Raw genomic sequence first — 19,131 nt, 5'->3', positions numbered from 1 at the left:
GTTTAGTTAAAGTCTAGTTTCAGGCCAGCTGATACTGCGAATGGAAGCTTAGCATAGTTATAATCGGGGTCTATGCCAAATCTGTTCGCCTGCCATATAATTCCTAAATTATTGGCGTACACAAAGAGCTCCAGATTTGAAAGTGCAATTTTGCGTGAATTGGTCAACTTATTTTTGTAAGACAGTTTAATATCCTGTAATCTGATGTGATCTCCTCTGGAAACAAGGATTTCCGAAAATTTGTAAAATTGGTCCCGGTCTGAATTGGGTGAGAGCGGCATGGATGGGATATGTGTCCGATTTTCGTCCCCTGTATTTTGCCAGCGTTGATAATAATCGCCATGTCCACCTAAACCTAAATTATCATTGTACTGGATGCTTTCTCTTCGAAAATAGTACCCAAGGCGATAACTTATGTTGGTTGACAAGGTAAAACCCCGATAACTAAAATCATTTCTAAACGATCCAAAGATAACAGGTCGGGCGGCGCCGTGGTAGATGATGTTTTGCGGATTTGCACTTGAAATTATGTTGCCATAATCTTTGGTTGGCGTATCATTCAGGTAGCCTTGAGGATCACCATTTAAAGGATCTAAACCAGCCCATCTATAACTGTAGATTCCATATAGTGCATTTCCCTGTAAGGGAGTAATTCCTCCATATGCTCCTGTGTTCAGGTAGCTGGTGGCGCTTTCAAAATACTCGTAATGTGTGACCTTGTCTTTAGCATAGCTAAAGATAAAACTGCTGTTCCAGTTTAGTGCTGTCTGGATGTTTTTGGTGTTGATGGTCATATCCAGACCTTGGGTCAGTAGATTGGCTGTGTTTCCTGTGAATGAATTGAAGCCGCTTGAGGGCATGTAAGGAATGGTTCCTATTAAATCAAATCCTTTTTTGGAATACCACTCTAGGTTGCCGGATATGCGCTTGGCAGCTGTCGCAAAATCAATTCCTAAGTTAAAGATTTGGTTTCGTTCCCATCGAAGGTTAGGGTTGGGGGGATTGATGATTTGTGCAGAAGCGAGTTTGACCCGGCTTAGCGTGCCTGGGATGTAGCGTGCGGTAGTATAGGCAGAAAGGGATTTATTGACATTTCCGCTAAGGCCGTAAGTCATTCTTAGTTTTAAGTAGGGGAGCCAGTTACTTCTATAAAATCCCTCACCTGAAACCAGCCAGCCTAATCCTGTGGACCATAAGGGAACTCCTTTTTGATTGGTCGCCACCCCAAATAAATTGCTTTGGTCGAACCTTGCACTCGCCGAAAGAATATATAGCCCTTTTAAAGAATAAGCTGCATTGCTGTAGTAGGAGATAAACCGTTCATCCAATCCCGTCAATTTATCTAAATTTCTAATCGGATTGTTGGTTGACGAAGGATTCACATAGGAAGTGTAGTTCTTGCTATAGTCTACGACTTGGAAAGCGCCTGTTTCTTTGTCATATCCATAAAAGCGGCTGGTTTGACCAGTAATTTCTTCTTCGCTGATTTCCGCGCCGCCGATCAGATTAAGGGAATTAATGCCCCAGGTTTTATTGTAAACCAGCTGCGCTCTGAGATGATTTGTTTTTGAAATTCGATTTTCCAGATCCATTATTCCTCCTAAGGGGATAGGACGTAAAATGGATCCGTCTGCTGCAATGGCACTGATATAGTTGATCAGGTTTCTTGTGTAATAACTTTCTTGGGAAAATAGGCGTTGGTTATTGCTGTTTACGCGGGCGGTCTGGTAAAGAAGTATCGCTGAAAATCCATCAAAAGGCTTATAAGTTAGACCCAGTTGAACCCGGGAGTCATTGGCGATATTGGTGTCACCGACGTCTAAGTTTAGTTCTTCCAATGGACGATATTCCCAGTTCAGTAAGCCTTTTTGTTGGGCTTGATCAATAAATGCCCTGCGGTAATCTCTTACTACAGGCAATGCGCTTCCTTGTTCATCCCTTAACTGTGCATAAGGATAACTGATGGATTGTTCTAGTTGCTTTAGTCTTGTTTTAAGCTGGGAAAAGGAGAGTTTTGTAGATAGCTCTAGCTTATTGTTTATGATTTGATAATTGTGACTTGCTGAAAAACTAATGCGTGAGGAGGAATTGCCTATGGAATTCATTCTGTCCATGTCATAACCCATGCCTAGAAAATAGCTGTTGACTGCTGAGCCACCAGATAGGTTCAAGCTGTGTTGGCTTAGAAAACTGTTTTGTATGAGGTATTCTGTAACTTGTGATCGGGTATCTATCTGTTTCAGGGCTTCCAGTTTGGTTTCTGCTAAGACCGGATCCATAGTGTGATCGCGCAATGCGATTAATAAATCTACTGCTGGTGTGAGTGCGGGTTTATTATCGGAGTTTTCGGCTCCTGAGAAATAGCCTTTAGAGAACAAATTCTTTTCTGTCTCAATGTAGTCTGCTACGGACATCGATGGTCTGGCAAACAAATCAGGTTTTGAACCTATTGTTCCATTAAGGGCAAAACTTATTTTAACTTTTCCCGTAGTACCCTGTTTTGTCGTGATCACAATCACCCCGTTACCAGCGCGGGCACCCCATATGGATGTTGCTGCTGCATCTTTCAAGACCGAAATACTCTCAATGTCATTTGGATTTATGCTGTTGATGTCTCCTGAATATGGGAAATTATTGAGCACAATTAGAGGTTCTGCATTCGAATTGATTGTACTCAGACCACGAATGCTAATGCTATTCTCTGTTGCGCCAATATTACGGTTGAAGGTTAACCCTGGTACAATATCTGCAAGCCTGGATATGACGTTGCTGCCTGGTGTTCTGTTTAGCAATTGATTGTCTATTTGTGTAAAAGATCCTGTAGCTCGTTCTTTGGGAATGGTCTGATAGCCTGTTGACACAACAACTACGTCTTTTAACATTTCAACTGATTCAGTGAGGTATATTCGCAATTCAATCGCTAGTGGTATGGTCACTTCGATCTGTCTGGCTAAGTATGTTAAATGGTGGACTGATAACTGATGCTTCCCATTTACGGCCATTAAAGTGAATCTGCCAGTCTCGTCTGTCTTACTGGAGTAATTGTCCATTTTAATTATTGCACCCTGGATTGGTAAAGAATCCTTGGCGGAAAAAATGTATCCTTTTATTTGGGAATCCTGACCAAATCCTGATAAACTAAAGCTTGAAATGAGGCAGAGGAAGCCTAGGTATTTCTTAATTTTTAACATGGCTTATTTTTTTGATGAGTAAATCTGATCTCTGAACACCAGTATATTGATTGGTCTTTCTGCGATTTGAAATTGTAGACCATACGGGGCTAATGCTGCATTTACAGAAGATACATTGGTCATATCAGCTGAGAAGTTGAGGTCTACGCCATCGGTGATTCCAGATTCATCTACCAGTGGATATTGGGATTGGAAATAAACGACACTCATTTGTTCCATAAATTCACTGAGTGGTGTGTTTAATAAATTGCAACTTTGGCGACTATATTCAACATGGGGAGCCGATCCTTTTGTTTTTAAATCATTTGCCGCATTAGGCTGAGAGGAGAGGACTAAGCATTTTACATTCATCATTTCCATGCTCACTTGATATTGCGGAAAATAGCTGTCTAGCTCCTGAATCATCCTGTTGAACAGTTGACCCTGTGATCGACGTGGGAGCATAAGTTCGTAACAAAAACCATTGCCTGCGCGGAGCCAGTCCAGGTAGAGTTTGCCTGCAACTTTCGGAAGTAAATTAACTGAATCTTTGGTGAGTAGTCGCACCCGGTTATTTCCGATGTATTCCTTTTCACCATAGGCTACACGGTATAGGCCCACCACTCCGCGATTGGTCACCGTAACTTTTGAATATTCACCAGAATCTCTGGTGATGCTATACCCTCCGTTAAGTCCAACGGTGTAGGCTGAGAGGATAGAATGTGCTATTGTGGTCGAGCCATTACCTCCGTTTCCGGAAATGAAAAGAGGGGAATCTCTTTCATAAGTGATACTCATGTCGTGCTTTGTAGGAAGATTTGCATGAGTTGTTCCTTTCAGTATCAAGGTGATTTTTGCTGAAGTGATTTCATCAGCGTCAGTAATGGCAACTACAGTTCCCATATTGTTTATCCAAACAAAATGAGGTAGATAAATATGGGGAAAAAGTTTATGTAAGGCTTTGTCGTCAGTGACTTCCGGCAATCTGGATTGTTTTCCTTTTTGAAACTTTTCTAAGAAGGGGATGACATGTTGGGCAGGTTGATAGGTTACTTTTAAAAATTGGATTGTGTCTCCAAATTGTTTTTGCAGACTATCCATCTTTGGGATCATAGCTAGGCAGGGGCTGCACCAAGTCGCCCAGAAATCGATGATCACAAGTTTGCCTTTAAAGTCGGATAATTTGGCGTTGGTTGTTTTATAGTTATGAATATTATTTATGATAAACTCAGGCACTTGCTGGCCCACCTGTATACCCTTGGTGGTTACGTCTATGGCTTTGTTGTTCTGCGCGCTTGCCTTAAAAAAAATGCAAAGCGTGGCCAGTAATACGATTAGTATAATTTTTTTCATGTTAAAACGATTTAGTTGACGATCATTAAGTAGGGCGGATGTTTTGCTTTATTGATCGTTTGGTTAGTTGTTTTTTCTTGCTTTATTGGTCTTTTTATTTATTGAATGTTTTTTCTCAACTCTTTGTAAGCTTGCCAGAACTTCTCCCTTATTTCAGCCAGTTGTAAATCCATACATTCCGCCGAAACCTCTATTGCGAGCTTCATCATCCAGATGAATAAGGTGGAATTGATGGGTTCATGTTTTTCAGACTCCTGCCATATCCTGAGAAAAGTTTTTTCCAGTATTTCCAGTCTCAGTTCTTCATCTGAAACTAGCAAAGAGATAATGCCTAGTAGGCTGGAAGAATAATTATCGTAAAGGGTTTTTATACTTTGTATCTCTCTGTTTTTTAAGCTACGTATGATCTCATCATTTGAGCGAGAAATCTTTCCTTTCATATTGTTGTCTTTTGTGCTTTTTAGTGAAAAGCTCAATTGTTAGGTTTTGAGAATTTTAGAGCAAGAAGATAGCGAGACGACACACTTCCGCTCTCATAAAGGTGCCGCTCGCTTATCAAAGGCCGCCTAGACGGGTGCTTTTATAATGTTTTTAAGTAGATTTTTGGTTGAAAAAGTAGTGGAGATTGTTACTATATCGTTCTTTAATACGATTAGTAATAATGAAAGAATATGGCTATTTTTGAAGCAATACAGTCCCCTTAAGTTTGAAACTTTCATTTTTTACGAGTTTAATTGGTTAGAGTTTTATTGTATTGAAAATGAAAATTCGGACTAGTCGGGAGGTTTGTGAACGTTCTTTATGACATTTTTTAGGTAGAAAGTAAACTTGACTCCTGAATTGGAAACGTAGCATTGGCCATAACACATTTTAGTATTACCGAGATGGGCTGAATGGCGGTTAAACATCGTTTTCATAACTATAAGTTTTTGAAACGAGTCTCTCGAAAGCAGATAATTAGCCCCATGATTAAAATCAGCAGGGCGAGCTTTACTGCTTGTGGATGAGGAAAACCGTCAAGTAAACCTACTCCCAGATCTACACGAGATTCAGAAGTTACCCCCAAAAGTCTTACGCAAAGCTCGCCCCGCTGGTTATATATCTGCGAAGATAATACAATCCAGTGAATCGGGCGAACTTACGGACTTCTCGCGGGTAAATTTGACGGTTTTTCCATGCGAGAGACATCGTTACAAGTAGATTTTAAACTACTTGATTTATGTCGCTTTTTCTAACTAAAACAAATATAATAAATAAAATCTAATAATTCAAATATTAATAATTAGATATTAAATCTGTGTTGAATTTATGAGAGACGAGAATAGTCGATTTAGAGAATTAGTCAAAATATATAGAAATCATTTTTCATTATCTCAAGAGAACGTTGCTAATTTATATAATGTGAAACAATCGGATTATACTGGTGTAGAGTCTGGAAAAAGAACGATTGATCTGAACTTGGCTGAAAAAATTGCTAACGTTTATGGACTAAGTTATTGCCAAATGATTGATCCAAATCAAAGTTTTCCTGCTTTTGATACTTTACCGGAAAAAACTAAAAATATAATAACCACACGAATTAATGCCGGTTTTAGTAACCGAGATTATGATAAAGATGTTGCCGGTAATTTAGATAAGATTATTAATGAAACTACAGTGCTTGAAAGACCTTTAACGGCAAACGAAATAAGACTTAATTTTCCAACGGACATTCGAGAAAGGATTAATGCAAGAAACATAACTGATTTATTGAAGAAAAGTGGCCGGGATCAAATAGTCGTTATGGTAGGGAAGAGGGGTAGGGAATATCTTTTTCAATTGAAAGCGTTTGCCGAAAAGAAAGTCTAAGTATGCTTCAGAAGCACTTTTGCCTTGTAAATATCACTGCCTGCATTCAGATAGGTATTTTTTAAATATGTTGTGATGCGAGTGGTGATTATAAATGTTATAACCTGTACCGAAGTTTGATATTTCTCGCTATGGCTTTTATCAGGCCAAGATGATCGTTAATTGTTGCATCAGCTGCATCCCAGTCGCCTTTAAAATTGCGGACAAGTTCATATTGTTCGCCATTTAAAGTGATTTGAATTGAATTTGTTTCTTTTGTAATTGATTTCGTTAAAATATTGTAGGTGTAGTCCTTTTCTTCGAAGGTTATGCGCATTGGTAAACTCATGTTGCAAATATAGCGTTGACAACTAATTTTTATTGTGCAGCTAAAAAAACTATTCATGATTTAATTTAAAGGGAGATTCTGCTCCATTTAAAATTAGACGCTCATGCAACCAGACAATGGCTCCGGGGAGCAAGGATGTTCGGAAGATGCTCATGATTTCTCCTGCAACAGTGCAGAATTTAAGAATCAATCATTTCCGCTTAATATTAGAATTAACAGGAGGGAGTTGATGATTTGTAGTAAAATTGGATCAAGTAGTACATATCACATGGCAATCAAAAATCTGCTTAACTTTAGATATATAACTTATTTGCCAAGTTATAACCCTTATCAAGGGAGTTGCATTAAGCTGTTGTACTCTTGAACTTGCCAGTCGCATCAAGGTCCTTTATAATTTCCTAAACGGCATTGTTTTTTCAAAACAATATTCCCAAACCAGATGCGCATTTGAGTCTGTGTAATACTTTTTTGAGGGCAAACGCTCTTTTTTGTTTTCAAAATACTTACCGTCTACCGGCAAGTGCCCATTTGTTTTCACCAGCTCCAGGATAGATTCTGCGCCCTGTTCCGCGGTTTTAAAAAATGGCCTTAACATTTTTCCTAACAGGTTAAGTACTCCGCCGAGATTACTTTTAACTCCGAAATTTGTGGATACCGCACCGGGGTGTACTGAATTGAGCGTCACATTTGAGATTCCCTGCTGCTCAAGCCTCTTGGCAAGGTACTGGGTATTCCATATTAAAAAAAGTTTAGAATTTCCATAAGCCCTCAAAGGGTGATATCCCGATTCGAGCTCCAGGTCAGTAAAATCTGGTTTTGCATTCAATCTATGGGAATTGGATGAGACGTTGATGATCTGACCATGCGGGCTATTGACTAATAAGTCTAATAGTAATTCGCTCAGTAGAAAAGGGGCAAATAAGTTTAAAGCCATTGTCTTTTCAAAACCATCTGCTGTGGTTTCTCTCGATAGGCTCATCACCCCGCCTGCATTATTGATCAGCAGATCCAATCTACCATATCTTTGTCTGAATTCTTTCGCTAAGGCGCTAACTTGAGACATGGAAGAGAGGTCCGCTACAATATAATGTACTTCAGCACTTGCTGTAGATGACTTGATTTCTTCCTTCACCTGCTCCAGTCGTGTTTGTGTTCTTCCGTGAAGAATAACCCGATAACTTTGTCTGGCCAGGGCTGTTGCTACCCATTGACCAATACCATTGCTGGAGCCGGTGACCAATGCTGTTTTTATATTCATAATTGATGATTTTTTGGTAAATCTATCGAATAAGTGGTATACATTTGATGCCAGTAACCTTAAGGATATCAATAATGGATAAAGACGAAATGACTACCCATCAGAAAATCAGGTACGTGCAGGACACGCTTTTTGTGATCAGCGGGAAATGGAAACTGCCTATACTTATTGCGATAAGTCAGGGTAGCAGCAGGTTTCGTGAGATACAGCGAAATGTTCCTTTTATTACTACCAAAGTACTATCCAAGGAATTAAAAGATTTAGAAATTAATAAACTGGTCTCTAGAACAGTTTCTGAAGACTCGTCCGTGAGGATTGAATATAAGGTATCTCCGTATTGCAAAAGCTTAGCCCCGTTGGTTGATGAAATGATTATCTGGGCAGTAAACCATAGAAGAAAAATATCAGAAGAATAAAGCCATTTAGCATCGAAGCACAACGGAGTTAAAAAATATTTTGTGCTTGTGTCCAATTTTCAAAAGTCACTTGTTATTAGGTTTTAATCACTAAAAATAATGAATATGAAAATTGTAGTAATCGGCGGTACAGGACTTATCGGATCCAACTTGGTAAATAAGCTTCGCCAGCTTGGGCATGAAGTATCAGCAGCATCACCGTCATCAGGAGTAAACACGATAACCGGTGAGGGTCTGAGTGAGGTTCTGGCAGGTGCTGAAGTTGTTGTAGATGTGTCTAACTCTCCATCTTTTGAAGATCAGGCGGTATTGGAATTCTTCCAAACCTCAACCCGGAATCTCCTTGAAGCGGAAGCGACCGCAGGGGTGAAGCACCATGTCGCACTTTCGGTCGTAGGTACTGATCGCTTACAAGGTAGTGGCTATTTCAGAGCAAAACTTGTACAGGAAAATCTTATTAAAGATTCTTCAATTCCTTATAGCATCTTGCGTGCGACCCAGTTCTTTGAATTTGTTGGTGCCATCGCTAATTCTGGAATTGTTGATGGTAAAACCCATCTGCCTCCTGCACTTTTCCAGCCTATTGCGTCAGAAGATGTTGTGTTAGCTTTGGTTAAAGTTGTCGCTGGCTCCCCGCTTGAGGGCACCTTGGAAGTTGCAGGGCCTGAAAGGATTCAAATGGATGAGATCGTAAGAAGATATTTGAGTATAATGCAGGATCACAGGGAAGTAGTGACGGATGATGACGCTCCATATTTTGGGGTAGTGATCAATGATCAATCACTTACTGCCAGTGAAGATGCTATGATTGGCAAGATGTCTTATCAAGATTGGATAAGTGATCCAGCAAACCAGCGTTAATTTGAATAAATAACTTAATTTTAAATAAATTATAAATATAAAATGAACGAGTTTTTAATAGCAATCCATAGAGATCTCATCAACAAAGACGCAAGTCCATCACCCGAGCAAATGCAGTCCGCAATTAAACCTTTTCAGGATTGGTTGGGCAGTATTGCAGCACAAGATAAGCTAGTCGCGCCTCCAAAACGCTGGGATACAGATGGAAGGGTTGTAAAACAAAATAATGCTGTAACCAATGGCCCATACGCTGAGCTTAAGGAGTCTCTTGGGGGATTATTTCTAATTCGCGCCAAGGATTACGAGGAAGCAGTAGAAATTGCTAAGGGTTGTCCTTTATTAAAATGGGGTGCAACCGTTGAGGTACGAATGGCAATTCCCCCTGCACAGTAAAGGTTCAAACTGCTCCGTTTGGTTTCAAGCACCTGATTATTTATGGAACAACAAGAGTTAATACCGAATTTATTTAGAACAGAGTACCGGAAAATTGTTTCGGTACTCTGTTATTTGTTTGGTATGGATCACATTGAGACTGCGGAAGATATTGTCAGCGATACCTTCTTAGCAGCAACTGAGTCCTGGAGTGTAAATGGTAACCCGGAGAATCCCACCGCATGGCTTTATACTGTTGCTAAAAATAAAACAAAAAACTATTTGAAGCGCAATACCCTGTTTGAGCAGAAATTGTCTAAAGAGATTCAGTTAAATACCAGCTCAACTGAAGAGATTGAGATTGATTTGTCGGTAAAAAATATTAACGATAGCCAATTGGCGATGATCTTTGCTGTTTGTGAATCCAGTATTTCAACTGAATCTCAGATTGCTTTGGCACTAAATTTATTATGTGGATTTGGCATTCAGGAGATTGCAGATGCTTTCCTGACTAATAAGGAAGTCATTTATAAAAGACTTAATAGGGCTAAAGAAAAGTTGAGAAAAGAAAAGCTCAAGATTCAGCAGCCAACTCTTTCCCAAATTGAGGATAGATTACCGACTGTGTTGACAACGCTATATCTTTTATTTTCTGAGGGGTACTATTCGGTATCTCACGATACTGTACTGCGCAAAAACCTTTGCTTTGAGGCTATGCGACTTACTATTTTGCTCATAGATAATGAAAAAACCAATTTACCTGATGTTAATGCCTTACATGCTTTGATGTGCTTTCATTCCTCAAGGTTTGAAGCCAGGGTAAATGAAAACGGTGAATCGGTTTTATATCACCAACAAAATGAAATGCTTTGGGACCAGAAATTGATTGATGATGGAATACATTATTTAAATCAAGCATCCACAGGAAATAACGTAACTAAATACCATTTAGAAGCAGGCATTGCATTCTGGCACACAAAAAAAGAGGATACCGTCGAAAAGTGGGAAAGTATTTTACAATTGTATAATCAACTGCTTCAATTAGAATATTCGCCAATTGCGGCATTGAATAGAACCTTTGCTTTATCTAAAGCAAATGGAAAGAAAGAGGCAATTGAGGAGGCAGAAAAATTACAACTTGTGGACAACCACTTTTACTATTCACTGCTAGGAAACCTTTACACAGATATAGATAATCATAAAGCATTGAGCCAGTTTGAATTGGCCTTAGAACTAGCGACTACGGCCGCTGATAAAAAAACGATAAGTAATGCGATACAAAAGCTACAAGATTTGCTGTAATGCTAATTAAAATTTCTGTTATGTCTTTCGAAAACAACAATTGATGTTATTTTAACCCTCATAATCTATTATTTTAATATCCGCATCAACCGCATTCTCGTAATTTTCAGAACTCTTCTTCTCATGGAATGCCTGACAGGCGTTGATATTTATTAACTTTGTCAAAAGGGATGTCATGCAATTACACAGTGAATAAAGATGTATAAACCAGAACAATGGAGTGATGAAAATTTGTTAATGCTTGTCCGTGATAAAGACGATAGAAATGCATTTGCTGAACTTTATCGAAGACATTGGAGAAGTTTGTTGGATTCGGCTTATCAGCGTTTGAAATCTGTAGAGTCAGCTGAGGAAATTGTACAGGATATCTTTGTGAGCTTATTTTTACGAAGAAAAGAACTGGTAATCCAATCAAGCCTTGAGGTTTATTTAAAGTCAGCGTTAAGATACAGTATACTAAATATTTACAGAACACATCGTGTCAAAGAGCAGTACGTTGGGTCATTAAGACCTGAATATCAAAATAAACCGGAAACGCCCGATTCCATTTTGGAGACGAAGGAACTTAGAGAAAAAATTATGCTCGCTGCTGCTAAAATGCCTGACAAATGCCGGGAGGTATTTATGCTTAGTCGGTTTGACCAGCTTTCTCAAAGGGATATCGCAATTAAATTAGATATTTCAGTAAGTACTGTAAAGAAGCACATGACTAAAGCTATGTCTATCATTCGTGCCGAAATCGGTGACCAACAGTTGGATTTAATCTTGATTTGTTTGTTTGTATACTTTTACCAGTAGTGAGGTAAAATCAACTATGGTTTTGTGGTCCCATAAAGTGCGCAACACTAGCCCCATTTTAGTCTCTAACCGATAGTTCAGCATCTGGTGAGATTGCTTAACAAGTCTTGGCGTATTTCCCGATGATTTTTTGTCGGTGTATCAATCTCCATTTGCTGAGGGCCAGCGTCACCTAAGCCATCTTATTATTATCATGGATTTTGGATGGATTGTCATTCTGGTAGTCTGGTGGTTTTACTCATGATTAAATCACCTTACCAATTTAATTTTCAAGCCATCCGCCAACTCATCAGCATAAATTTGGCAGGAGAGCCGGATAATTTTTAACGAACCTGTATCGGATTCTAGATTTGAATTTTCATTACGATCGAAATTATTTAGTGGATATGCCGATTCAAGAACCTCTATTTTACAAGTAGCGCAGCGCCCCATCCCCTGGCATTCCCCAAAGTCATCGGGCATGAGTTGATCGGCAATGAGGTGCATTAAACTCCTATACTCATTACTGAAACAAGTTAGCGTTTGGGAAGCATTGCCTTCCTCTACAAAAACTGAAATTTTCTTTCTGTCGTTCTTAATCACGTTCCTTTAGTATTTAAATCCGCATAGTTGATTTTGCCCCTGTATGCTGAGATCCGAATTAGAATGCTATGCATTCAATATATGAAAGAAATTTTAATTTATTAAATCCGGTGGAACTGGCCTTGTCGTGTTCGCTAATCTCCCTGGTTTCTTTCCAGGTGCGAACGGCCAGTAAGAGTAGGGCAAGTACGATACCTATAAGTAATAATATTCCGATTCCCTCAAAACTCAATGCGAAACTTGAAAGGATGCCGTCTTGCTCAGTAATTGACCCGGGCTGGTTTTATTGTGTCTTCCCTGAGATGTATTTTTATCAAAATCAATGTGCCGGTCCATCTGCTCGTGCTCCGAACCGGCACTTCAAAGGTATTTCCACAAAAGCTAAGCACCAATGGACTTTTCAGACCAACCATGGTACTCCTGGTCTGTTTATTTCACTTTAATTTGCGCTTAGCACGCCCGGCCCAAATTCTTCAAAGAAGATTTGTCCGGAGGGAATACCCATGGTCCTTAGGTCCTGAAGCTGCTTTTCAATAAATTGCCCTGGACCGCAGATATAGTACTGTGTTCCTGTTTGATGCTCGAGTGATTCTAAAGCTTTCAGCTCTAAATATCCTTCGCGAATTCCCTCTAATTTATCTTCCTCCGTGCAATTGTTGTAAAAAATGTGTTGTTTGAAATCTCTGCCCGATTGAGCTAAAGCATCAATGTCCGCTTTGAAGGCATGAACTTCGCGACCTCTGCAACCATGAATCCAAGTGATGGCATGAGGATGTTTTTTCGCTGTTAACTGGCTCACCATGCTCACGAAAGGGGTAAGTCCAACTCCACCACTAATAAACATCAGTGGACGATCAGGTTCTTCAGGAAGGATAAAGTTACCAGCGGGTGCAGTTATTTCTACCAGGTCATTTACTCCTTTATGATCGTGCAGATGGTTACTGATCATACCGTCTACATTCATTTCAGCATGTTTTTCACGTTTTACAGAAATTCGGTAATGCGCATTACCCGGTTCACTCGACAAACTGTACTGACGGATTTGATTCAGGCCCAGTTCAGGAAGAAAAGCCTTTATGCTGATATATTGTCCAGCCTGATGTTCGGGCACGTTACCGCCATCTGCAGGAGCAAGATAAAACGAAGAAATTTCAGAAGATTCTTCCTTTTTTTCGATAATTTTAAAAGTTCGCCAGCCTGTCCAGCCATATTCCTGTTGTAATTTGGATGCATATATGCCTGACTCATGTCCCGACATGATCGCTGCCAATTGATTATAGGCAAGTTCCCATGCTTCTAAAATTTCCGGACTTGCAACTTCACCTAGCACTTCTTCAATTGAGGCCAGGAGATGTTTGCCAACGATGGCATAATGCTCGGGGCGGATATCTATGCTCACATGTTTATGGCCTATTCGGTCCAAAACCGGCATCAATACCCCTGGATTTGCAATATTTTCAGCGTAAGCTAAAACAGCTAATGCCAATGCAGTTTGCTGTTTTCCACTGTGCTGGTTTCCCAGATTGAAAATGTTTTTTAGTTCCGGATTTCCCTTGAACATCCGCTCATAAAAATATTTAGTAAGGGTGATGCCGTGTTCCTTTAAAATAGGAACTGTTGCGAGGATCAATGATTTCTGTGTGGAATTCATATAAAATATATTAAGATGTTTTTATCTTTTGTTTTGCAAATGTATAACAAAATAATAAAAGACAAAAATATCTTTTATTATTTTGTTATATTTGGATATTCATTATGGCAATATTTTCTAAAACTTGTGAATATGCGATTCGTGCAGTCTTCTATCTTGCGCAAAAATCTGCGTCGGGTGTAAAAAGTGGTATCAAGGATATTGCAGCGGGAATAGATTCCCCAGAGCTTTATTTAGGTAAAATTTTGCAGGATTTGAGTAGGAAGGGACTAGTGGCCTCATCAAAAGGACCCAATGGTGGATTTTTCCTCTCTTCGGAAATGTTATCCCTTCCGCTGATAGAGATTGTCAGGGCTGTCGATGGGGATTCGCTTTTCACAGGCTGCGGCCTTGGATTAAAACAGTGCTCAGAAATTAATCCTTGTCCTCTTCATAATGAATTCAAGGATATTCGTCAAAAGATTGCCTTAATGCTCAACAGAACAACTATCGGGAGTTTTAATCGAGAGTTGATAGAGGGACTGTTGTCGTTGAAGAAGTAGATAAATATACTTTACCACTTAGGTAAAGCTGGGCCCTTTCATCTCCAGATTGGGCCTGATCCGTAACAATGTCGACGTTTCTTAAAGACTATTTTCTATAAATTTTAAAAGGATATTAATCAATACTGATGAGCTAAATAACAAAGTATATTTGGGCTATTTAACAAAGTGTTTCCTCTTCATACCAAATACCTTTGTATAACAAGAGAAGTAAATGTTATGAAACAGATTAAAGAACACTTTATCAATGGGGGATTTGTGCAATCTATCGGCACGGAAGTCCAAAATTTATATAACCCCTCTACCGCAGAAATAATCGGAACAGTTCAATTAGGTCATAAAAATGATGTCGATGCTGCAGTTAGCGCAGCAAAGCGCGCATTTGTAAGTTTTTCCAAAACATCTTTAAAAGAAAGGGCGGAAATACTTGATCGGTTATATAGAAGTGTGATCGAAAGGGAAAAAGAACTAAATGAATTGGCCGTTTTAGAGTATGGCTCGCCTTTAACCGCTACAATGGGAAGGACTAGAGCTGCTGCAGTATCATTCTTGACTGCAAAAGAAGCAATGTATGAAGTTCAGTTTAAAAAAGAATATGAAAATGCAATTGTTTTACAAGAGCCATTAGGTGTAATTGGGGCAATCACCCCTTGGAATGCTAATTATGTTCATATTTGCGGGAAGATAGCCCCTGCAATTGCAGCGGGTTGCACTATTGTTATTAAGCCCAGCGAATTTAGTGCATTACAGACTCAGTTACTTTCTGAGTGTTTTCTCAGTGCTGACATACCAGCGGGCATTATCAATGTCGTAAATGGGACCGGAGCTGTTGCAGGAGGTGCATTAGTAAATCATCCTGACATCTCAATGGTTTCATTCACGGGTTCAACTTCTACAGGTAAGATTATTCGAAAACAATCAACGGACTTGATGAAAAGAGTGAATTTGGAGTTGGGTGGTAAATCACCAAATATCCTGTTAGATGATTGTGATTTATCTAAAGCTATTCCTTTGGCGCTGCAAATAGCTTTTAGCAATAGTGGTCAGGCTTGCCATGCAGGAAGTCGCTTGATAGTTCCAGAAAGTAGAATAGATGAAATAAAAATCTTATTAATACAAGAGGTGAATAAATTGAAAATCGGAAGCTTATATGATGCTGATTCGGTTGTTGGCCCGATGGTCAATGACATACAATTTAACAGGGTTCAATCTTACATCAAAAGCGGTATCGATGAAGGAGCAGAACTTTTAGTTGGTGGATTAGGATATCCTGATGGATTGGGCGGTTGGTATGTGAAACCGACAGTATTTGTCAATGTCGATTCAAATATGAAGATTGCAAAGGAAGAAATATTTGGACCCGTATTATCCGTGATCGCTTACGAAACGGAAGATGAAGCAGTAGCGATAGCAAATGATACTATTTATGGACTTTCAGGATATATCAGTTCAGCAAGCTTAGAGAGGGCTCGAAAACTGGCTTTACAAATGGTTTCAGGAAGAGTAATTATCAATAGAGCTGTAAATATCGAGCCTAAATCTCCGTTTGGTGGGTTTAAAGAATCAGGAATTGGTAGAACAGGTTGGATATATGGAATAGAAGCACATTTAGAACCCAAAGTGATAGCTTTTTAAATTCATAAAACAATATGATATGAACGAGAAAACTAAAGCATCTTTCTTAATGCTTCTATATTGTATTGCGGCTGCCTCAAACGTAATATTTCTGAACCAGATTCTCAAATCGTTTAATCCGCAATCCCTATTATTTTTCAGGTGGTTGATCGTGTTGGTTATTCTTGTCCCTATAGTATTGAAGAATGAGGGGCTAAATTTTCCGAAAGGGAAAAACCTTGTGTTGATGATTATAATGGGATTAACGTCGGTGGTATTAGGTAACCTATTCGCATTTAAGGCCTACCAAACTACATCGACAGTCAACATTGGTTTTATTGGTGCATTAGGAACATCAATAACTGCTGTCTTAGCTTTTATTTTTTTAAGGGAAAAACTTAACATATACAAGATAATCGGAGTTTTACTTGCATTTGCGGGCGTAATTGTCACGCTGGTGGGCAGGGATATCGGTATTTTGTGGTGTGCGAATTTAAAAGAAGGAGACTTGTTTATATTTCTTGCAACATTGGCGAACTGTATTTATGGCATTATCGGAAAGAAAATTAGTCACTCCGGAAGTGCTACTTCGATAGTAATGTATTCAACCTTATTTGGCTGGCTGTGTTTTATCCCAATAGGAATTTCAGAAGTTCGTATTCCGGATGAAATAAGTGTAAAGTTGATATTGTTTGTATTATATACAGCTGTCGTAGCAACGCTGCTTACAAGATGGATTTTTATGCGGAGTATAAAATACTTAACTGCTTCGGAAGCGGCAATAATGACTAATACGCAGCCCATACTCACTGCAATATTTTCTTCATTATTTCTAGGTGTTTCATTAGGGATTCAACATTTTATTGGGTGGTTTATAATTACATTGGGAGTATTATTCTTTTATAAAATGATTAAATTTCCAGTAAAAAAGCATAGATAATGGCGCCAGTTAATGATAGACCCAGGATTATGTCTTCCTGTTATACGGGCAGAGCCGTAAACGGAGAGAGTTTTATTGCGGAGCATGCGCTAGCATTCCAAATTTCAGGCTCATTGAAAGTGTATGACGGAAACGAGGACAAAGTTTTTACAGAAGGTGCATTCAGATTAAGCATTAGAAATAAGCTTGCCAAGTTTGTTAAAATTCCTCCACCAAATGGAGAATACAAGTCCTTATCAATTGCTTTCGATCGAGAGACCCTAATGAAGGTCGCCCAAAAATATAATCTCGCAGCGGTTGAGAAAGTTCAGGCATTACCAGTTATTGAGTTGCGGAATCATCGGTTTCTATCAAATTTCGTAGATTCCTTAACACCATATCTTCCTTTTTCGGCTGAAAAGAACGACCCATTTGTTCAAATCAAATTAGAGGAAGCGCTATTGGTTATTTTAAAAGTGCATCCGGAACTTAAAAACGTTTTGTTTGATTTTTCAGAGCCTGGAAAAATTGATTTACAGGCTTTTATGGAACAGAATTACATGTTTAACTTGAAAATTCCACGTTTTGCTTATTTAACAGGTAGAAGCTTATCTGCTTTTAAAAGAGATTTTGAAAAAAATTATAACATAGTACCATCGAGATGGCTATTGCAAAAAAGATTAAACGAAGCTTATTTCTTAATTAAGGAGAAAAACAAGAAATCTTCAGAGGTTTACGTTGAAGTAGGTTTTGAGGACTTATCGCATTTTTCCTATGTATTTAAGAAACAATTTGGTTTTCCACCTTCAGAATTAGCACAACAAAACATCTCACGATAAGCTGTATTTTGATTTCCTGACTTTTTTGAGAAAAAAAGAGGATATTAGAGTAGCACCTTTTTTCGAGTTACGTTACTATGTATAAAAGAGCTTATAAATGGATCAACAGCAGAGAATTCTATCATTGCTTAAAAAGTATGAAGATGGCAACATTTCTTCGGCTGATTTAGCTGTACTCTATGACTGGTATGATTCATTTGAGAACGAACCCAAATTAACTGACGGGTTTTCTGTTGATCAGCTCCATGCCCGGCGTGAAAATCTGCTAAACAAGATAAACCATGAGCTGGACGATGAGCTTTCTTCAGTAGCGGTTGTACCGCTTTTCCCGAAAATCTTATGGCGCTTGGGTATTGCGGCGGCGCTTGTCCTATGCTCGGTAAGTCTTTATTTTTTCTGGCATCCAAGCCAGCCCGTAGTTCGCCAGCAGACAGCATCAGTTAAAGATCTTCCGCCTGGAGGAGACAAGGCGGTGCTGACTTTGTCTGACGGTAGTAATATTGTACTTGCAGGTGCTAAAAATGGCCGGCTTGCCGCTCAGGGAAACGCGATAGTAAGAAAAACCAAAGATGGACAGCTCATCTATGAATTGAGTGACGCTAAGGGCGCGGCCAGTCAGCTGAATACTGTGGCCACACCACGAGGTGGACGTTACCATCTGATCCTTTCCGATGGCACGAAGGTCTGGATCAACGCTGCTTCATCCATACGCTATCCGGCCAGCTTCTCAGGTGACCAGCGTCTGGTAAAAATTACAGGAGAGGTCTATTTCGAGGTCGCGCACAATCCTGCGAAACCATTTATAGTGGATTCAGAACAGCAACGCATTGAGGTTCTGGGTACCAGATTCAATGTGAATGCCTATGCCGATGAACCCGCGGTAACAACCTCATTGTTGCAGGGGAGTGTCGGAATTACCGCTACTCAGAACAAGATCAAGATCGTGCCCGGTCAGCAATCCCGATTGCATGCAGGAAGGTTTGCTGTCGAAAATTTTGATCCAGGAGAAGTGATGGCCTGGAAGAATGGTTTGTTTCATTTCAGTGATGAAAACCTGGAGAGTGTTATGCGCAAAATATCCCGCTGGTATGATGTGGACGTTACGTATGCTGATGATCGAATTAAAAAATTACCGCTTAGCGGGATCATTACACAATTTTCCAATATATCTAAAGTACTTCATATGTTGGAGTTGACCGGAGAAGTTCGCTTTGTTCTGTCAGACCATAAAATTACCGTCTCCAAACCCTGATGTAATTAACCAATATCAATACCTAA

At 39.3% G+C, this 19,131-nt stretch carries 19 protein-coding genes; 12 read left to right on the top strand and 7 right to left on the bottom strand.

The features are described from left to right. Positions 1–2: 2 nt before the first annotated feature. From BLS35_RS19485 to BLS35_RS19475, 3 genes are all read right to left on the bottom strand, one after another. Positions 3–3,191, bottom strand: coding sequence for a SusC/RagA family TonB-linked outer membrane protein (locus tag BLS35_RS19485; RefSeq protein ID WP_090784426.1), 3,189 nt, complete (start codon positions 3,189–3,191; stop codon positions 3–5). 3 nt (positions 3,192–3,194) lie between these two features. Continuing rightward, a complete protein-coding gene (locus BLS35_RS19480) occupies positions 3,195–4,523 on the bottom strand; it encodes a TlpA family protein disulfide reductase (RefSeq protein ID WP_090784424.1) in 1,329 nt (442 codons plus the stop codon). A 98-nt stretch (positions 4,524–4,621) separates the two neighbouring features. Then, complete coding sequence (locus tag BLS35_RS19475) at positions 4,622–4,963, bottom strand: hypothetical protein (RefSeq protein WP_090784422.1); 342 nt, start codon at positions 4,961–4,963, stop codon at positions 4,622–4,624. Between the two features lie 868 nt (positions 4,964–5,831). On the opposite strand from BLS35_RS19475, the gene BLS35_RS19465 reads away from it, so the two are divergent. After that, positions 5,832–6,371: a helix-turn-helix domain-containing protein gene (locus BLS35_RS19465; RefSeq protein ID WP_090784416.1), complete on the top strand. Its 540-nt coding sequence runs from the start codon at positions 5,832–5,834 to the stop codon at positions 6,369–6,371. A 97-nt stretch (positions 6,372–6,468) separates the two neighbouring features. Here the strand turns inward: BLS35_RS19465 and BLS35_RS19460 are convergent, their stop codons facing one another. Together BLS35_RS19460 and BLS35_RS19450 are read right to left on the bottom strand one after the other, a co-directional pair. Continuing rightward, a complete protein-coding gene (locus BLS35_RS19460) occupies positions 6,469–6,699 on the bottom strand; it encodes a hypothetical protein (RefSeq protein ID WP_090784412.1) in 231 nt (76 codons plus the stop codon). A gap of 388 nt (positions 6,700–7,087) precedes the next feature. After that, the gene (locus BLS35_RS19450) at positions 7,088–7,957 is read right to left on the bottom strand and encodes an SDR family NAD(P)-dependent oxidoreductase (protein WP_090784404.1); all 870 of its coding nucleotides are present in this window, start codon (positions 7,955–7,957) and stop codon (positions 7,088–7,090) included. Between the two features lie 74 nt (positions 7,958–8,031). Between BLS35_RS19450 and BLS35_RS19445 the strand changes: the two genes are divergently transcribed. The 5 genes from BLS35_RS19445 (at position 8,032) to BLS35_RS19425 (ending at position 11,706) form a co-directional block, all read left to right on the top strand. Next, positions 8,032–8,373, top strand: a complete 342-nt coding sequence (locus BLS35_RS19445; RefSeq protein ID WP_090784400.1) for a winged helix-turn-helix transcriptional regulator — start codon at positions 8,032–8,034, stop codon at positions 8,371–8,373. A gap of 105 nt (positions 8,374–8,478) precedes the next feature. Further along, positions 8,479–9,234 (top strand): SDR family oxidoreductase, encoded by a 756-nt coding sequence (locus BLS35_RS19440; protein WP_090784396.1) that lies wholly within the window; start codon positions 8,479–8,481, stop codon positions 9,232–9,234. A gap of 42 nt (positions 9,235–9,276) precedes the next feature. Further along, complete coding sequence (locus BLS35_RS19435) at positions 9,277–9,627, top strand: YciI family protein (protein ID WP_090784392.1); 351 nt, start codon at positions 9,277–9,279, stop codon at positions 9,625–9,627. Positions 9,628–9,669: 42 nt separating this feature from the next. Then, positions 9,670–10,908 (top strand): RNA polymerase sigma factor, encoded by a 1,239-nt coding sequence (locus tag BLS35_RS19430; protein ID WP_090784389.1) that lies wholly within the window; start codon positions 9,670–9,672, stop codon positions 10,906–10,908. A 198-nt stretch (positions 10,909–11,106) separates the two neighbouring features. Next, positions 11,107–11,706: an RNA polymerase sigma-70 factor gene (locus BLS35_RS19425; RefSeq protein WP_090784388.1), complete on the top strand. Its 600-nt coding sequence runs from the start codon at positions 11,107–11,109 to the stop codon at positions 11,704–11,706. A 249-nt stretch (positions 11,707–11,955) separates the two neighbouring features. Here BLS35_RS19425 and BLS35_RS19420 read toward each other — a convergent pair whose 3' ends face one another. After that, the gene (locus BLS35_RS19420; RefSeq protein ID WP_090784385.1) at positions 11,956–12,288 is read right to left on the bottom strand and encodes a 2Fe-2S iron-sulfur cluster-binding protein; all 333 of its coding nucleotides are present in this window, start codon (positions 12,286–12,288) and stop codon (positions 11,956–11,958) included. A 68-nt stretch (positions 12,289–12,356) separates the two neighbouring features. On the opposite strand from BLS35_RS19420, the gene BLS35_RS19415 reads away from it, so the two are divergent. Beyond that, a complete protein-coding gene (locus tag BLS35_RS19415) occupies positions 12,357–12,731 on the top strand; it encodes a hypothetical protein (protein ID WP_090784383.1) in 375 nt (124 codons plus the stop codon). On the opposite strand, the gene hmpA is transcribed toward BLS35_RS19415, so the two are convergent. Further along, positions 12,728–13,939 (bottom strand): NO-inducible flavohemoprotein, encoded by a 1,212-nt coding sequence (gene hmpA, locus BLS35_RS19410; RefSeq protein ID WP_090784381.1) that lies wholly within the window; start codon positions 13,937–13,939, stop codon positions 12,728–12,730. The genes BLS35_RS19415 and hmpA overlap by 4 nt on opposite strands. 104 nt (positions 13,940–14,043) lie before the next feature. On the opposite strand from hmpA, the gene BLS35_RS19405 reads away from it, so the two are divergent. The 5 genes from BLS35_RS19405 to BLS35_RS19385 all read left to right on the top strand — a co-directional run bounded on the left by BLS35_RS19405 (position 14,044) and on the right by BLS35_RS19385 (position 19,105). Then, a complete protein-coding gene (locus tag BLS35_RS19405) occupies positions 14,044–14,481 on the top strand; it encodes an RrF2 family transcriptional regulator (RefSeq protein WP_090784379.1) in 438 nt (145 codons plus the stop codon). Positions 14,482–14,700: 219 nt separating this feature from the next. Next, a complete protein-coding gene (locus BLS35_RS19400; RefSeq protein ID WP_090784375.1) occupies positions 14,701–16,116 on the top strand; it encodes an aldehyde dehydrogenase family protein in 1,416 nt (471 codons plus the stop codon). A gap of 19 nt (positions 16,117–16,135) precedes the next feature. After that, positions 16,136–17,035: a DMT family transporter gene (locus BLS35_RS19395; protein ID WP_090784374.1), complete on the top strand. Its 900-nt coding sequence runs from the start codon at positions 16,136–16,138 to the stop codon at positions 17,033–17,035. After that, a complete protein-coding gene (locus BLS35_RS19390; protein ID WP_090784372.1) occupies positions 17,035–17,853 on the top strand; it encodes a helix-turn-helix domain-containing protein in 819 nt (272 codons plus the stop codon). Before BLS35_RS19395 ends, BLS35_RS19390 begins: the two co-directional genes overlap by 1 nt. 481 nt (positions 17,854–18,334) lie before the next feature. Then, positions 18,335–19,105, top strand: coding sequence for a FecR family protein (locus BLS35_RS19385; RefSeq protein ID WP_165973358.1), 771 nt, complete (start codon positions 18,335–18,337; stop codon positions 19,103–19,105). Positions 19,106–19,131 lie beyond the last annotated feature (26 nt).

The organism is Pedobacter sp. ok626 (genome assembly GCF_900100435.1).
In the GTDB taxonomy this organism is placed as follows: Bacteria; Bacteroidota; Bacteroidia; order Sphingobacteriales; family Sphingobacteriaceae; genus Pedobacter.
The sequence above is the reverse complement of the archived record's forward strand: the minus strand, read 5'-3'. Positions and strand labels throughout refer to the sequence as shown.

Excerpts from the sequence above, each read along its gene's own strand:
- BLS35_RS19485 (WP_090784426.1), bottom strand. The coding sequence starts at position 3,191 with ATGTTAAAAATTAAGAAATACCTAGGCTTCCTCTGCCTCATTTCAAGC.
- BLS35_RS19480 (WP_090784424.1), bottom strand. The coding sequence starts at position 4,523 with ATGAAAAAAATTATACTAATCGTATTACTGGCCACGCTTTGCATTTTT.
- BLS35_RS19475 (WP_090784422.1), bottom strand. The coding sequence starts at position 4,963 with ATGAAAGGAAAGATTTCTCGCTCAAATGATGAGATCATACGTAGCTTA.
- BLS35_RS19465 (WP_090784416.1), top strand. The coding sequence starts at position 5,832 with ATGAGAGACGAGAATAGTCGATTTAGAGAATTAGTCAAAATATATAGA.
- BLS35_RS19460 (WP_090784412.1), bottom strand. The coding sequence starts at position 6,699 with ATGAGTTTACCAATGCGCATAACCTTCGAAGAAAAGGACTACACCTAC.
- BLS35_RS19450 (WP_090784404.1), bottom strand. The coding sequence starts at position 7,957 with ATGAATATAAAAACAGCATTGGTCACCGGCTCCAGCAATGGTATTGGT.
- BLS35_RS19445 (WP_090784400.1), top strand. The coding sequence starts at position 8,032 with ATGGATAAAGACGAAATGACTACCCATCAGAAAATCAGGTACGTGCAG.
- BLS35_RS19440 (WP_090784396.1), top strand. The coding sequence starts at position 8,479 with ATGAAAATTGTAGTAATCGGCGGTACAGGACTTATCGGATCCAACTTG.
- BLS35_RS19435 (WP_090784392.1), top strand. The coding sequence starts at position 9,277 with ATGAACGAGTTTTTAATAGCAATCCATAGAGATCTCATCAACAAAGAC.
- BLS35_RS19430 (WP_090784389.1), top strand. The coding sequence starts at position 9,670 with ATGGAACAACAAGAGTTAATACCGAATTTATTTAGAACAGAGTACCGG.
- BLS35_RS19425 (WP_090784388.1), top strand. The coding sequence starts at position 11,107 with ATGTATAAACCAGAACAATGGAGTGATGAAAATTTGTTAATGCTTGTC.
- BLS35_RS19415 (WP_090784383.1), top strand. The coding sequence starts at position 12,357 with ATGCATTCAATATATGAAAGAAATTTTAATTTATTAAATCCGGTGGAA.
- hmpA (WP_090784381.1), bottom strand. The coding sequence starts at position 13,939 with ATGAATTCCACACAGAAATCATTGATCCTCGCAACAGTTCCTATTTTA.
- BLS35_RS19405 (WP_090784379.1), top strand. The coding sequence starts at position 14,044 with ATGGCAATATTTTCTAAAACTTGTGAATATGCGATTCGTGCAGTCTTC.
- BLS35_RS19400 (WP_090784375.1), top strand. The coding sequence starts at position 14,701 with ATGAAACAGATTAAAGAACACTTTATCAATGGGGGATTTGTGCAATCT.
- BLS35_RS19395 (WP_090784374.1), top strand. The coding sequence starts at position 16,136 with ATGAACGAGAAAACTAAAGCATCTTTCTTAATGCTTCTATATTGTATT.
- BLS35_RS19390 (WP_090784372.1), top strand. The coding sequence starts at position 17,035 with ATGGCGCCAGTTAATGATAGACCCAGGATTATGTCTTCCTGTTATACG.